The 14,968-nt window shown below is 41.2% G+C and carries 12 protein-coding genes; 6 read left to right on the top strand and 6 right to left on the bottom strand.

What is annotated here, in order from left to right; all coding sequences use genetic code 11:
* Positions 1-12: 12 nt before the first annotated feature.
* The 3 genes from ACM0OX_RS08490 to ACM0OX_RS08480 form a co-directional block, all read right to left on the bottom strand.
* The gene (locus ACM0OX_RS08490) at positions 13-1,164 is read right to left on the bottom strand and encodes a histidine decarboxylase (RefSeq protein ID WP_414514488.1); all 1,152 of its coding nucleotides are present in this window, start codon (positions 1,162-1,164) and stop codon (positions 13-15) included.
* A gap of 1,065 nt (positions 1,165-2,229) precedes the next feature.
* Positions 2,230-2,532, bottom strand: coding sequence for a hypothetical protein (locus ACM0OX_RS08485; protein ID WP_414514487.1), 303 nt, complete (start codon positions 2,530-2,532; stop codon positions 2,230-2,232).
* A gap of 317 nt (positions 2,533-2,849) precedes the next feature.
* Positions 2,850-3,533, bottom strand: coding sequence for a class I SAM-dependent methyltransferase family protein (locus ACM0OX_RS08480; RefSeq protein WP_414514486.1), 684 nt, complete (start codon positions 3,531-3,533; stop codon positions 2,850-2,852).
* A gap of 557 nt (positions 3,534-4,090) precedes the next feature.
* On the opposite strand from ACM0OX_RS08480, the gene fldA reads away from it, so the two are divergent.
* Positions 4,091-4,603 (top strand): flavodoxin FldA, encoded by a 513-nt coding sequence (gene fldA, locus ACM0OX_RS08475; protein ID WP_414514485.1) that lies wholly within the window; start codon positions 4,091-4,093, stop codon positions 4,601-4,603.
* Positions 4,604-4,670: 67 nt separating this feature from the next.
* Positions 4,671-5,423 (top strand): alpha/beta fold hydrolase, encoded by a 753-nt coding sequence (locus ACM0OX_RS08470; RefSeq protein ID WP_414514484.1) that lies wholly within the window; start codon positions 4,671-4,673, stop codon positions 5,421-5,423.
* 73 nt (positions 5,424-5,496) lie between these two features.
* On the opposite strand, the gene ACM0OX_RS08465 is transcribed toward ACM0OX_RS08470, so the two are convergent.
* Positions 5,497-6,888, bottom strand: a complete 1,392-nt coding sequence (locus ACM0OX_RS08465) for an AAA-like domain-containing protein (RefSeq protein WP_414514483.1) — start codon at positions 6,886-6,888, stop codon at positions 5,497-5,499.
* A gap of 248 nt (positions 6,889-7,136) precedes the next feature.
* Between ACM0OX_RS08465 and ACM0OX_RS08460 the strand changes: the two genes are divergently transcribed.
* Together ACM0OX_RS08460 and cydB are read left to right on the top strand one after the other, a co-directional pair.
* Positions 7,137-8,579 (top strand): cytochrome ubiquinol oxidase subunit I, encoded by a 1,443-nt coding sequence (locus tag ACM0OX_RS08460; protein ID WP_414514482.1) that lies wholly within the window; start codon positions 7,137-7,139, stop codon positions 8,577-8,579.
* A 265-nt stretch (positions 8,580-8,844) separates the two neighbouring features.
* Positions 8,845-9,858: a cytochrome d ubiquinol oxidase subunit II gene (gene cydB, locus ACM0OX_RS08455; RefSeq protein WP_414514481.1), complete on the top strand. Its 1,014-nt coding sequence runs from the start codon at positions 8,845-8,847 to the stop codon at positions 9,856-9,858.
* Between the two features lie 43 nt (positions 9,859-9,901).
* Here the strand turns inward: cydB and ACM0OX_RS08450 are convergent, their stop codons facing one another.
* On the bottom strand, positions 9,902-11,203 hold the full coding sequence (locus ACM0OX_RS08450; RefSeq protein ID WP_414514480.1) for an ABC transporter ATP-binding protein: 1,302 nt from the start codon (positions 11,201-11,203) through the stop codon (positions 9,902-9,904).
* Positions 11,204-11,465: 262 nt separating this feature from the next.
* Between ACM0OX_RS08450 and ACM0OX_RS08445 the strand changes: the two genes are divergently transcribed.
* Together ACM0OX_RS08445 and ACM0OX_RS08440 are read left to right on the top strand one after the other, a co-directional pair.
* Entirely contained in the window at positions 11,466-12,722 is a 1,257-nt protein-coding gene (locus ACM0OX_RS08445) for an FAD-dependent oxidoreductase (protein ID WP_414514479.1), read from the top strand.
* Between the two features lie 296 nt (positions 12,723-13,018).
* Positions 13,019-13,579 (top strand): single-stranded DNA-binding protein, encoded by a 561-nt coding sequence (locus ACM0OX_RS08440; protein WP_414514478.1) that lies wholly within the window; start codon positions 13,019-13,021, stop codon positions 13,577-13,579.
* 491 nt (positions 13,580-14,070) lie between these two features.
* Here ACM0OX_RS08440 and ACM0OX_RS08435 read toward each other — a convergent pair whose 3' ends face one another.
* Entirely contained in the window at positions 14,071-14,919 is an 849-nt protein-coding gene (locus ACM0OX_RS08435) for a hypothetical protein (RefSeq protein ID WP_414514477.1), read from the bottom strand.
* Positions 14,920-14,968: the final 49 nt, after the last annotated feature.

Here is a 14,968-nt window from a genome sequence, read left to right as displayed (position 1 = left end):
GACAATCTATTCTTAATGTAGCGCTGATTGTAGTTGGAAATTGTCTACGTTACCCTGCAACCCTTCTTCTAACAAAAGTTCGTTAACAAAAGTATCAATTTTGTGCCGATCGATATTTTGCATGACTACAATGTGTACCCAATTTTCATAAATCGCTAACTGCCACTTTTTAATTAACCTTTGAGAAGGTTTTTGAAACACTACGGTATTAGAAAATTTATTGAGCATACATGGATATTCTCTGATTTTAAGTTGTTGGAAAAGATATTGCGCATTATCTATACAAGTCTTTGCTTCTTTGGCTAATCCATCATAACCTCTTGTTTTCATTGCATACCAGAGAATCAGAGGGGTATGACCGTTTCTAGAACCGAGAATTGTTGTATCTGATGATCCAATATATTCAATTTCTGTTTCAACTTTTTCTACCCATTTTTTCTTGGTTAAAACTACGCCGCAAGGTAAGGGTGAACCAATGAATTTAGCAGAAATAGCTATACTATCTATGGGTTTTTGAAAGTTAACTTGTGGAGCGCCATCTAGAAAGGGTAATATTAATCCTGAAAGGGCAGCATCACAATGAATGTAGTAATCTTTAATTTGATTGCGTTCTAAGATTTCGAGAACTTTGTCTAAGTTATCAATTGCGCCTTTGACAGTAGTCCCAATATTCAAATTGACGATCGCAGGATAATTACGATTTTCGCTAATGAGTTTTTCAAAATGTTCATAATTCATCTCTCCATTAATTTGTGAGTTAACAATATTATGTTGAATGCGGAATAGTTTTGCTGCTTTTGGTATGGAATAATGAGAATCTTGTGATGAGTAAAGAATACCATCGGGATAGATTTCTCTTGCTAAGAATATTCCATATAAATTACCTTCAGTTCCGCCAGCAGTAACATAACCCCAAAACTCATTTTCTGGAATTTTATAGAGTTGGGCAAAAAAAGATAATACTTCTTGCTCAAACTTACGAGAATGGAGACCAAAATCTGGTTCAATATATGGATCTCCAGCATTATTTAATAGAAGATTGAAAAATTTAGCGATCGCACTGTAATCACAACTTAAATTATATGGATAGCCTGCATGAAGCTGCGATCGCTGTTCAATTTGCAGCAGAAAATCAGCCAATTCCTTAGCGACTTTATTTGACATATCTTTGTATCTCTTAAATTTTGATTGAGTTAATGGATGTTTTAAACTACATTCTACGTATTAATCCATACCTTTAGATTTTCTTAATAATCTATTGGTTTGGCTCTTTAACTGTAGATAATACAGTGAAAATACTGACAAAGATTCAGTAATAATACCCAAATTTTTTCTACCAAAGTATATTACACTGAGAACTTCTGCATAATACGAGATAACCATAATGCGTATTACGTAAAATATCTTTTCAGTCGTTGACTGCAACCTGATTTAATCACATATTTAACTTTGTGCCAGTTGCGTAATTTCTGGGAATGACTAGGCTATACAAACGAAGTCCGCATAAGCGGACTTCATCAAGCTAAAAAGACATTTCCAGAAATTAAATATGCGTTATACAGAACCATAATAGAGACTTAGCACTGCTCGTCTCTATATTCTTTTTCACTTTAAGGTTGATACAAATAAGCAGCAGGATAGCAGGCTTGCCGTGACTTGTGCCGAGCATCTCTACTTACTTCGACTACGCCCTTCTCTGCGAGAGGCTGCGCTCATGACAAGTCGCTTGATGGAACCGGAGCCGAATGGGGGCAGGGGGAAAGAGTTAGAGATAAATCATTTGTATCAAGCATTTCGTGAAATGGTATTACAGCTGTTTTCAAGTAAATGAGGTACAAAATGCAGGACTTGCCCATCAACTGTCTACTTCCTTGCTCCTGCCTCAAAACCGTAGCTTTGTACTTCATATAAAACAAAACTGCTGTAAGGGACTTCTAAATAAAAAAATACTCAACTATTTAACCTGAGTTCGGGTTAAGTAGTTGAGTAGGTAAAAGCCGTTCCAGTTGAAGGCTAGGTTTCTTAGGTTGATGACAATAAGCGATTAATCCACAAAGAACGTTAACGCAAAAATTAACGGGACTAAACATAGGGCAGGTTACTGAATTTGTTGTTATTCTCAGATTACTACCTGTCCTTTTCCTTACCTCGAACTTAGGTTAATTAATTTCTTTAATTACGAACTACGAATTAACAATTACGAATTATATTGAGGGGGGTTTCAAATGATCATTGAGAACATTCTGGTAAATTTTTATTAGCGTAATTACAATCAAAATAAATTAAAGCTTCTCTACTAGAAGAAAATGTTGTAGTTGTGGTGTATGGGTCACTTTGTGGACTTGGTTCATATAGCCAAATTTTCAAATAGTAATTATTATTATCATCTGTAGACCATAATTCATAACGGTAATTACCTCCTGATCCCTCACTAGTTAAATAGTCAGCTAGTGCTGTATTTGATGTAGAAACAAAGCTCAATACAGTCAAAATAGGAACGACGGCTAGTTTTAGTATTTGGATTAATTTCATAAATGCACAAAAAACTTACTCCCTCTAGCTTCCTTTAACGAGGTGATTTTTGAAACTAGTAATTATCAGAGATATTTTGTGAGGATATCGTAAGACGCGATTTATCGCGTCTCCACATGCTTTATCGATATTTTTAGCAGCGATCGCACTATTTTAGGACTTACGCACGGGTAACGGAAAACGAACCACAGAGGGCGCAGAGTTCACGGAGGAATGAGAGTTTGAGAGGGTTTTTGCGTAAGTCCTATATTTATCAATTTTCTTGATTAAATAGCTGAAAACTGATATCAGTAAATTCTTCTAGAAAAGAGTCTGATTCATTCTCCAGAGGTTTGAAAAACTGGCTCTGCTGCTCTATTTGGGGTGCCGGAAAACACGAATAACTGTTGATTCTCTAGTAAAGCCGAACCTTCACCGAGATAACGATGAAGTCCTACTGCCATATCTCCTGTAGGAGTGAGTTTAAAACTAACTTCTTCAAAATCAGCTTCACGCAAAAGTTTGCGGACAGTATCAGAATGGCGAATACCTTTAGTCTCACCGCGAGTCCAAATGATCGAGGAACCTTTTTTACTTAATAAACTTAGGTTCCGAAGTAAGCGATTCAGTTCAGCTTCGTCAGCTAAATTGCCGAATATACCACACACAATCACAATGTCTGCTGGCACTGCTCCTGCATAGTTGGAAGAATTTGTTGCATCGCCATTAATAAACTCAATTTGCTTTGCCAAACCAGCTGATTCTATAGCTAGTTTTCCACGTTCCACTAACTTCGGGTCTAGTTCAACGAGTCGTGCATACACATCTTTTGCACGGGAGTGGTTTGATAGCGTTCCCAATAAATCCCTCCCATCACCCGCGCAAACACTGACTACACGAATGATTCCCGGTAAAGATACATCCAAACTATGAGAAATATATTCCCGAACAATTTGCAGTCGCTGCTGCAATTTTGGTTCACTATTGTAGAGATCGTGCCATTCAAACCAGTCTTTTGGCATAAGGGGCAATTTCCGTTTAATTTAAACTATCTTCTTGCAGAGTGCATTATTCACTCTTAATATAAAATACAGTAACTCGACACAGTTACCGTATTTAAGTCAGCCAAAAAACAGTATCACATAACTCTTCCAAGATCAAGTCTTATATCGCTTTTAGTCTAAATTCCAGTAACTGAGAAATGCTTTTTGTTCAGGCGTTCATCTCACTACTTCTATTCGAGTAAGTGCGAGGTTTCCGATCAATTAAGGTAGGAGAATTCTTGCTGCCTCGTCTAGTTTTCGGTTTTTTTCTGAAATGCTTAATAAAACTTTACTCAATTAAATGAAAAAGACTCTCAATAAGTCTGGTAGTATATCTTCAGAGTTATTGAGACTAATACTCATTAAGTAGGCAATGTATTTCAGCTATTTGCAAACTTTCTGAAAAGATAAGGCTTTTGACTTGCGTGGCTGTTCAAACACTGGAGTCGATGCCTTGATGGGCAGGAAACGCTGGATTAACCAACCTCTCAGGGCGACTTTTCAGTAAAGCACACAACTATTTATCAGGTGTCAATATGTCAAAAAAAATTGGTTTGTTTTACGGTACTCAAACTGGCAACACTGAATCTGATGCTGAAAAAATTCGGGATGAGTTTGGTGATGATATTGTGACATTACATCCCATTTACGAGGCGGATAGTAGCACTTTTGATGAGTATGACTTGCTGATTATTGGCTCTCCTACTTGGGATATTGGTCAACTTCAGAGCGATTGGGAAGGCTTTTTCTCCGATCTAGATCAAATAGATTTTAGTGGTAAGCTGGTTGCCTATTTTGGTGACGGAGACCAATATGGCTATAGCGATAACTTCCAGGATGCAATAGGAATTCTGGAAGAAAAAATTTCCCAACGAGGTGGTAAAACTGTTGGTTACTGGCCAACTGAGGGGTATGAATTCGATCAATCTAGAGCTTTGAAAAATGGCAAGTTTGTTGGATTAGCACTTGATGAAGGTAGTCAATCCGATCTAACAGATGAGCGAATTAAAACTTGGGTTGCTCAGTTGAAGACAGAATTTGGTTTGTAGAGATTTGGGGCGCACAGCTAGCTGTGCGCCTTTATTGAAGTTGATAATTTAGAAGTTATAGGTATTTATGTCTGATTCATTTGATATTTTATGGTTAAGTGCCAGTCCTGTTTTGCAGCGTTTTGATAAACCATTACTTGAATATTTATCTAGGTATATAAATGTCGCCCAGTGGGAATACCAGCAAACCAAAGATGAAGCGAGTTCCATAGATCAAGCTGTGGATTTGCTATATGAGTTTTTAGAATGGGGCGATCGCCCCGTGCATTTAGCCGGTCATGGTATGGGTGGTGCGATCGCTTTAACCTTTGCGCGGCGATTTCCGCAAAAAGTGCGATCGCTCACTCTGCTGGGTGTAGCGGCTCAACCTGCAAACAATTGGCAAGCTCACTATTACTTTCAACGACAGCTTTTTAGCATTAGCCGTGAGCTAGTTTTAGCAAGTACCGTTCGCAGTCTATTTGGAAATCAACCACCTCATACTACTAAAAAGTTAGTTGCTGCCTTAGATAAAGATTTAGAACAATCTCCCTCGTCACACTCTTTATTTAAGTTGGTTTATTTACCCAAGGGTGGAGTTTCTATGCCAATGATGGTATGTGGTAGCAAGACTGATCCGGTAGTCAACTCAACTGTATTGCATGACTGGTTAAATTGGTTGAAGCCAGAAGATAAACTCTGGGAATGCTCAGAAGGATATCATTTTTTTCACTATTTCTATCCTCAACAGGTTGGTGAAGAGATTTTGAGTTTTTGGCAACACCACCATCCGCATTTACTGGAAGCATCTGCACTATCTTTTAGTGCTTCTACAAATTAGTAACTTTGAGAGTGCGATCGCTAATCATTTTACCACTCATTATTGATAGTTCATCCTCTCAAGCTGGGTGTAATCATTCGGATAGGCGTTCTCGGAAATAAAGGCGATATAAATTACAAAGGCATTGAACTTCATTTCCTTTAAATTCAATTAAGCCCAGACTGCGTAATTTAAAACTTTGTTCAGAGTCTAACTTCACAGGAATATCACTCTCAATCACTTTTTTCATCGCTGCTTTTAACAATTTGTCTTCTTCCAGCAATGAAAGATAGGGATGTAAAAAGCCTCTAAATAATCCCTCATCAGTGGGAGCAACTTTCAAAAACCGTTCTAAAGTTAAATTACCTGTGGCAATATGATAAAGAGCAGTCCTTAATAAATAAGGATGACCATCAATCATTCCCCTTAATTGTCCGATTTCTGTATCTGACCAATTTAATTGATGTCGTTGGACTAATTCTTTTATTTGTGTGGCGTTGAATTCTCCTATTTCGACAGATAAGCCCACATTAAAGGGGGACTGATTGACATTTAAGGAAACATATACTTCTTGAGAATGAGCAATTACTAAACGTAATTTTTGCCAAATTTCCTCGTTTTTACCGTTTTCATGCCAAGCTCGGAGTAGAGCAAAAAATTCTTGAGCAATTTCGGGATAAGGAAAAATTTTATCAATATCATCTAAGCCTAATACAAGGGGAACATCAAGATTTTTTAATAAATAGTCTTTTAAATAGTTAGTGCAGTTAACTTGACTGCTTAAGCGTTTTTTCCAAGATTGATCTATTTTATCTTCTAGCCTTAATTCATAACTCAGAGTTGCACAGAATGCCTGTAAAAAATTATTGAGATCGGTAAGATTTTCTTGACTCCATAAATTAAGAGAAACTGTGCGATAACCTTTTTGTTTACTATGGTTAAGAATGCGACTCATTAAGGAAGTTTTACCCATCTTTTGCGGCGCTTTGATGCGGATTAACGCCCCTGGTTGGAGGATGGACTCATAACATTTAATTTCCACCTCTGGACGCTCGATATAAAAGGGGGAGTTAAGAGGAACTTGACCATCAGGGTTTTCACAAGTCACTGAGGAGTTGTTCTGTTTTACTTTTGGTGTTGGTTGTTCAACCGTGCCTAGATTAATTAACAATTGTTGCTTAATAAACTGACTCACTCCCTTGTAGACTAAATTCTCTTGTTCAGACTTTAGCCCAGATGTCCCAATTGCGGTTAAATCAATAGATACACAAGCAATTCCTTCACCCTGTAACCTTTGCATTGTGCGGACACGCAAACTAGATTTACCCATTTGTCGAGAGTTCAAAACAAAACAAAACTCTCCAGCTTTCACAGCCTGATACAAATCTGCATCAGCTTGGCGTGTGACGTAGGTAGGTGCATTAGCAGGAAGACTACCACCAAATTGATATTGATAATCTTCAGGATCAGGCGAATTTGTAGTCATACTTTATATGGCTAATAGTTTAAATTATACCTAGAAGTCGTTTTGAGGTACTCCAAAGTCGTGTTGAGGTACTCCAAACTTTGTCGCACCGCGATCGCGTACCACAAAATGGTCGTGTAGGCAGACTAAGTTATAACGGAGAAAATTTTCGTACTCCTCTTGTGTTCCCAGTGGTATCTTTAATGCATTCGGCTATAACCCAAAGATGCTGTGCAAGTAAAGATTTAAACGAATTCAGAGGTTAGTTCATGGATTTTCTCTCGGACACCGTTGCCCTCTCACGGATGCAGTTTGCACTGACGGCGATCTTTCACATGCTATGGCCTGTTCTCACCACTGGGATGGGGATTTATCTGGTCATCGTCGAAGGAATGTGGCTCAAAACACGCAATCCCGATTACTACCACCATGCTCGTTTCTGGGCAAAGTTATATGTGTTGAACTTCGGTATTGGTGTAGCATCCGGTTTGCCGATGGAGTTTCAATTTGGCACGAACTGGGCACCGTTTTCTGAAGCCGTGGGTGACTTTTTTGGCAGCATTTTAGGCTTTGAGGCTTCGATGGCATTCATGTTAGAAGCCGGATTTTTGGGGATTATGCTGTTTGGTTGGGAACGAGTAAACCCAGTGATTCATTATTTTGCCACGATTATGGTTGCCTTTGGCGCAAACCTATCTACCTTCTGGATTTTAGCGGCAAATTCTTGGTTGCAGACCCCGGCAGGTGGGGAAATGGTCAACGGGAAGTTTGTTGTTGATGATTACTTTCAGGCAATCTTAAATCCCTTCATGCTCAACAGCGTCTCGCACATGTTTTTGGCGACGCTGGAAACTTCGCTGTTTGTAATTGGGGGAATTAGCGCCTGGTATATTCTCAACAAGCGTCATGAGGCTTTTTTTGCGCGATCGCTTAAAATTGTCTTAGCAACTGCGATCGCAGTCACCCCATTACAAATCTATATCGGACACCTCAGCGCCGAACAGGTAGCTGATTATCAGCCTACCAAACTAGCCGCAATGGAAGCTAAGTGGGAAACTAGTCCAGCCGGACAGCCCGCACCCTGGAGTGTGGTGGCATTACCTAATAATAAGACTGAGAAAAATGACTGGGAAATCTCAATTCCCAACGGCTTAGGCTACATTTTGGAATTCAAACAGAACCTCTCTAAACCCGTTCTGGGACTGAAACATTGGAAGCCAGAAGATCGCCCCCGGATGGTGGGTTTGATTTATTATTCTTTCCGTATTATGAGCGGCATTGGCTTCTTCTTAGCTGGATTGATGGGACTCAGTGTGATTCAGTGGTTGCGGGGCAAACTCTCAGCAGAAGCGATCGCTCAACAGAAATGGCTACTGCGAATCTGGATTTTGGCGGCTCCACTGGGCTACATTGCTGTCGAATCAGGCTGGATTGTGCGTTGTGTTGGGCGGCAACCTTGGGTACTTTATGGGCAAATTCGCACGGCAGATGGAGTTTCTCACCTACCTGCTAGTGAGGTTTTAACATCTCTGGTGATTTTTGCTGGAGTTTATACAGCCCTGTTTATTTGTGCTTTATTCTTTGGTAGTCGAATCATTCGTCAAGGCCCCAATCTGGAACTTCCGGTTCCAGGCATTGACACCGAACCTGCGGCAGAAACTACTCCAGCTGAATTTGTTCCAGATCAACGTCCTGTCGAAGCAGAGCAATAGATAAGAAGGCAGGAGGCAGGAGGCAGGAGGCAGGAGGCAGGAGGCAGGAGGCAGAAGGTAGAAGGTAAACCCCATAAATAAATTTCGGGGTTTGAAACAAGAATACCTTTTTTATTACACTGAGTGTCTTGAAAAAAATCTGCTGTCACTCTCTTCATAAATAAATTTAGGGGCTTTAAAAGAAAGTGGCAGAGGGCAAAAAATATATTTTCTTCCTCCTGCCTCCTGCCCTCTGCCTTTCTTGGGTAAATCAATAGGTAACTATATGGAGAATCTAGAACACTTTCTAGCACAAGTTTGGTTTGTTATCTTGGCTCTGTTTTTATTTCTCTACGTCATGTTAGACGGGTTTGATCTAGGCGTAGGTATCCTATCGCTAACCAGTTCCAATGACGACCGACGCGACATCTTAATGACGAGTTTGGGTAATATTTGGGATGCTAATGAAACCTGGTTGGTGTTGATGGGGGGCGCATTGTTTGGGGCATTTCCTCTTGCTTATGGCACCATTTTGAATGCGCTCTACATTCCCATTTTTGGGATGATCTTTGGCTTGATTTTTCGGGCTGTGGCCTTTGAATTTCGAGAGCATTCTACAAACAAAGTGTTTTGGAATGTGGCGTTTGGAGTCGGTAGTTTCATGGCGGCGCTATTTCAAGGATTCGCCTTGGGCACCATTTTAGAAGGCATTAAGGTGGATGAAGCGGGTCACTTTATCGGCAGTATGTGGGATTGGCTCGATTGGCGATCGCTCTTAGTTGCCTTGACATTGATCCAGGGTTATGTATTGATTGGCTCCACCTATCTCATCTTAAAAACTGAGGGAGAACTACAAGCGTCCCATTACCGCACAGCCAAACTCGCTGCCTGGACAACGCTTTTAGGTGCAATCTTAATCACGATCGCCACTCCTGTTGTGTATGAAAATGCCAGGGCAAAGTTATTTCATCAGCCAGAAGTGTATCTATTTTCAATCATTCCAGTGTTAGGTGTGCTGCTGATTGGGTTATTGATTCAAAGCCTGAACCGCAAAGCAGAAACTACTCCCCTAGTTTGGACAGTGCTGCTTTTCCTACTTACCTTTGTCGGGTTAGGATTAGTTGTTTTTCCCTATATCATTCCCCCAGGTATTACCATTTATCAGGCAGCGGCAGCACCTAGTGCATTAGTCTTCATGATTATCTTCATTGGATTTCTGATTCCCATTATGTTGTTCTACAACATCTACAATTACATTGTGTTTCGAGGGAAAGTGGCAGGCACACATTATGGGGAATAGGTGACACAATTTTGGATTTTATATTTTAGATTTTAGATTGATTCTAGGGAAATATCGCTAACTCAGTTTCCGGGTCGAAAAAGTGAATTTTCTCTGGAGTTAGAGATAACCAAAGTTGCTCACCAGGTTGTACAAATCGGTCTGGTGGGATTCGCACTTGTAGGGATTTTGCTGTAGTAGCAGGTTGAGATCCTGGTTCGGCAATCTTAACAGCAAGAAAGGAATCATTGCCGAGATTTTCTACTAAATCTACTTGCACGGGTAGATTTTTGGTAGCAGGCATACTCAAGTTGAAGTGTTCTGGACGAATGCCTAAAATTAGAGTTTTCCGATCATATTTTTGTAAAGCTTTTCCCCAGATTTCTGGGAGGGTGAAACGTAACTGGGAATGAGTAATCAACTGTGGGGCATGAAATTCTACAGGAATAAAATTCATCGGTGGTGAACCAATGAATTCTGCTACAAAAAGGTTGGCAGGGCGGTTGTAAAGTTCTAAGGGAGAAGCAACTTGCTGAATTTTACCCTCAGACATAATCGCAATACGATCGCCCATCGTCATCGCTTCTGTTTGATCGTGGGTAACGTAAATTGTCGTTGTCCCCAATTGACGCTGCAATTTGACAATTTGGGCGCGGGTTTCCGCCCGCAGTTTGGCATCTAAGTTAGAAAGCGGTTCATCCATTAAGAATACTTGGGGGTCACGTGCGATCGCTCGTCCCAATGCAACCCGTTGTCTTTGTCCCCCAGATAGCTGTTTGGGTAAGCGATGCAGCAATGTTTCGATTTGCAACAGTTGAGCAACACTACGCACCTGTTCATCCACCGCTCGTTCTTTGTCAGAAGTGTAGCGCAGTCCTTTAGGTAACTTTCTGGTCGTCCCCACAAAAAGATTTTCCGCCCACGTCCGAAGATAGGAAGTATTTTCTCCTCCGCTCCTCTGCTCCTCTGCTCCTCTGCTTCCGCGGCGGCGTAACCCAAAAGCGATGTTGTCATACACCGTCATGTGCGGATAGAGGGCGTAATTTTGAAACACCATTGCGATGTCGCGTTCTTTGGGTGGTAGGTCATTGATCAAGCGATCGCCTATCCAAATATTACCGCCAGTCATCACTTCTAAGCCGGCGATTAACCGTAGCAGAGTGCTTTTACCACAACCAGAAGGGCCCACCAGCACCATAAACTCGCCATCTGCGATCGTCAGGTTAATCCGCCGCAAGACGTTGACACTTCCCGACTGCTCTTGCGCTGCATCAGTTGTGAGAGGAGATTGGGTTTGTGAGTTAACACTTTCCCCTTTACGCGAGGAAAAACTTTTATAAACGTTTTCTAAAATAACTTGGGACACAACTGTTAATTATTGTCATGGGGCATTGGGCATTGGGGAGCCAGTGCGTTGCGGAGGTTCCCGACGCTCGAGTACTCGCTAACGCTGCGCTATCCGTTGAAGCAACTGGCGTCATTGGACAATATGACTAATGACTAATGACCAATGACAGTTTAGCGCCCATCATAATACACGTTCTATGTAAATACGAAAAGTTAAAAAAATAGTTTTTACCATAAAAAGCAAACTATTCTAAATTTTAGGGCTGTCAGGAGGTGTTGTGATGACTACCGATGTACCTAAAAATCTTTCTCAAGACCCAAGCATTAACCCTGTCCATGACATTGTAGACGTACAAACCACAGATTGTTGCATTGTGGGTGGGGGCCCAGCAGGAGCAGTATTGGCGCTGTTGTTAGCGCGTCAAGGCATTTCTGTGATGCTGCTGGAAGCACACAAAGACTTCGATCGCGACTTTCGCGGCGATACGATTCATCCATCGGTGATGGAAATTATGGAGGAATTGGGACTTAGCGATCGCTTGCTAGAATTTCCCCATACCAAAATGCGCCAAATTAGTATTCAAACTCCTCAAGATACTGTCACATTCGCAGATTTTAGTCATCTAAAAACCCATTATCCCTACATTACAATGCTTCCCCAGGTAAAATTCCTGGAGTTCATCACCCAAGAAGCACAAAAATATCCTAGTTTCCATCTGGTGATGGGTGCGAATGTGCAGGAATTAATTACCGAAAATGGCGTGATTCAAGGTGTCCGCTATCGAGGAGGCGGTGGTTGGCATGAAATCCGGGCAATACTGACAGTGGGTGCAGATGGTCGCCACTCACGTTTACGCCACTTGGGTGAGTTTGAGTCAATCGAAACCTCACCGCCAATGGATGTCCTCTGGTTTCGCCTACCGCGTCAGCCAGAAGACCCAGAGGGGGGAATGGGGCGGTTTGGTCAAGGTAAGCTAATCGCCATGCTTGACCGTGGCGATGAGTGGCAACTTGCTTATGTCATCCCTAAAGGAGGCTATCAACAACTGCGGGCTGAGGGTTTGGAGGAATTAAAAAAATCTGTTGTGGAAGTAGTGCCAGAATTCCAACAACGCATCCAAAATTTACATGATTGGTCACAAATAGCTTTTCTCTCAGTCGAGTCCAGCCGCGTCAAACGTTGGTATCATCCGGGACTGTTACTCATCGGTGATGCCGCTCATATAATGTCCCCCGTTGGTGGAGTTGGCATTAACTACGCGATTCAGGATGCTGTAGTCGCGGCGAATGTACTTGGCAAACCGCTCAAAAACGGACAAGTACAACTTAGTGACCTAGCAAAAGTACAAGGTCAACGCGAGTTGCCCACACGCATCATTCAGGCGTTTCAAACTTTGATCCAAAAGCGGGTATTGGCCCCGGTTATCACCTCAAATCGTACCTTTGTACCACCTGCGTTTTTGCGCTTACCCATCTTGCGCGACCTTCCAGGCAGGTTGATCGCCTTGGGTGTTTTTCCAGTTCACGTCAAGGCTTAATTTTTGGCCAGAATTTTTTCTATTTAATCAACAAGTGGTACAATTATACTACTCTATGCAGAATTGAATGCTCAATTTAGTCAAGCGAGGGTGGCGAACGGTATACTCAATGCTGTTCAAAGCGATCGCTTGGCTTTTATGCTAGAAATAACTAAAAACTCAGAGTGGATGTAAAAAATTTGTTCAAATATTATTAAAAAATGCAAACAATTAAACATATCTAGATATTAGTTGGCACTACATAGAAAAACCCCCTCTTTTTCAATCAGCACTTTTTGCAGTCAGGAGTAATTTTAATGAACAGTTGCGTTTTAATGGCGGAAATTATTAACGAGCCGCAACTCCGCTATACAGCGGATAATCTGGGAGTCACGGAAATGCTAGTGCAGTTTCCCAATTCCCAGAAACCAGAAGATCCGCCAGCCACGCTGAAAGTTGTCGGCTGGGGGAATTTAGCGACAGAAATTCAGCAAAACTACCACCAAGGCGATCGCGTCATCTTGGTAGGACGTTTAACTATGAATACTGTTGCGATGGAAGGTTTTAAAGAAAAACGCGCTGAATTGACAGTGCAGCAAATTCAATCTGTTGGAGGTAGTTTTAATACCGATCCATTACCCTCAGCAACCGTAACTCCATCATTCACTGAAACTGCTCCACGACAACCATCTTCAGCATCTCGTCCTGCACAAAAAGACGTTCCCAGTTACGAGTCACCACGTCCAGCGACAAATCCTGTTGGCGTTACTACTCAAGCGCCAAGTTACGAACCCGTACCCCAACCCACAAATTATGAACGAACCACTTATCCAGCAGTGAAAGCGGAAGAACCAGATCCAGATGATATTCCCTTTTAAATTTGGTAGTTGAGCGTGTATTCAATTTGCTAACTAACATTAGGATTAGACAATTTCTACAAATAGCCATCTTTTAGGATGTGCTATTTTTTTGTCTGCGATCGCTTATACCAATTCTGTATGAAGATGCGCCAAAGTATATGATGAACGAACAGCAAAGAGTGCATTCGGCAAAGCCATTTCCGAAGGGTAGGATACAAAGAAAGAAAATTTAGCGCAGCTTTACAAATAAATGGTATTAAACGTTTGAAAAACAGGGAGTTGGTTTGGAAAACAGGGAGCGGTAAACTCCCAATGGAGAGCATCTCAGTTTTGCAAATATACCTGGCGATTAGAAATCGCAGCTATACAAAATAAGTCCGCCTACGCGGACTTAAGAAATTGGAAACCCGCGTAGGTGGGTAAAGTCTCGTGTAGCCGCGAATTCCATTCGCTAGGGCTTTTTACAAAAGTGAGATGCTCCCCTCCCAATGCTCTATGGATGCAATACTCTATGGATTGAATTTAAGTCGATTAACAAGTTGCTCAATCTTACTTTTATTGTTTTCTACTAATTTATTCCCTAACACTTCCAGCCTCTGAATATCTGGTTTATCAATTGCATCCATTGCAATATTTTCGTCAAAACGTGGCTCGAATCGATAGTATGAGCTTTCCTCATTTAAATTACTTTTTATCGAATCATCTGAATCGCTAAGTAATTTTTTTAAGTGGTCGTCTACTGTGATTGAAACACCTTTCATCATATAAGAAATTAAAGGTCTGAGCCAACCCAAAAAACCTACTCTTTTTAACTCTGGATGGGATTCGAGAAAATTACCAGTACCCAAAGAAACTAGCACAAATTCTTTTGCCTCAGGATAAAGTTTTTTAGCTCTTATGAAAAGATCCATAGCAGGATTATTGATAAAGATTCCACCATCAACTAGAGTTCTAAAATTGGGGGATCTTCTACGCGTAGACCAGTTGTTATCACCAAAACTAGCATAGTAGATGCCTTCTTCTGCTCCACGCCAAGTCAGGTAAAGTTTATCTTGAAAAAGTGCCAATGCTGGACTACTATTCTCAGTGATTCCAAAATTCGCAGCTCGATTTTGTTCAGACCAGTTTTTGCCATCAAAACTGGCATAGTAGATTTTTTCCTTCCCAGCACCTGCTCCACGCCAAGCCATGTAAAGTTTGTCTTGATGGACTGTTAATGCTGGACTACTATTTTGACTGATTCCAAATTTGTCAGCTCGATTTTGTTCAGACCAGTTTTTGCCATCAAAACTAGCATAGTAGAGACCTTCCTCTGCTCCACGCCAAGTCAGGTAAAGTTTGTCTTGAAAGAATGCCAATGCTGGACTACTATTCTCAGTGATTCCAAAATTCGCAGCTCGATTTTGT

Origin of the sequence: Nostoc sp. PCC 9305 (genome assembly GCF_963920915.1) — a bacterium.
GTDB lineage: Bacteria > Cyanobacteriota > Cyanobacteriia > Cyanobacteriales > Nostocaceae > Nostoc.
The sequence above is the reverse complement of the archived record's forward strand: the minus strand, read 5'-3'. Positions and strand labels throughout refer to the sequence as shown.

Coding starts and splice junctions, on each gene's coding strand:
- ACM0OX_RS08470 (WP_414514484.1), top strand. CDS start 4,671: ATGTCTGATTCATTTGATATTTTATGGTTAAGTGCCAGTCCTGTTTTG.
- fldA (WP_414514485.1), top strand. CDS start 4,091: ATGTCAAAAAAAATTGGTTTGTTTTACGGTACTCAAACTGGCAACACT.
- ACM0OX_RS08480 (WP_414514486.1), bottom strand. CDS start 3,533: ATGCCAAAAGACTGGTTTGAATGGCACGATCTCTACAATAGTGAACCA.
- cydB (WP_414514481.1), top strand. CDS start 8,845: ATGGAGAATCTAGAACACTTTCTAGCACAAGTTTGGTTTGTTATCTTG.
- ACM0OX_RS08460 (WP_414514482.1), top strand. CDS start 7,137: ATGGATTTTCTCTCGGACACCGTTGCCCTCTCACGGATGCAGTTTGCA.
- ACM0OX_RS08485 (WP_414514487.1), bottom strand. CDS start 2,532: ATGAAATTAATCCAAATACTAAAACTAGCCGTCGTTCCTATTTTGACT.
- ACM0OX_RS08440 (WP_414514478.1), top strand. CDS start 13,019: ATGAACAGTTGCGTTTTAATGGCGGAAATTATTAACGAGCCGCAACTC.
- ACM0OX_RS08445 (WP_414514479.1), top strand. CDS start 11,466: ATGACTACCGATGTACCTAAAAATCTTTCTCAAGACCCAAGCATTAAC.
- ACM0OX_RS08465 (WP_414514483.1), bottom strand. CDS start 6,888: ATGACTACAAATTCGCCTGATCCTGAAGATTATCAATATCAATTTGGT.
- ACM0OX_RS08490 (WP_414514488.1), bottom strand. CDS start 1,164: ATGTCAAATAAAGTCGCTAAGGAATTGGCTGATTTTCTGCTGCAAATT.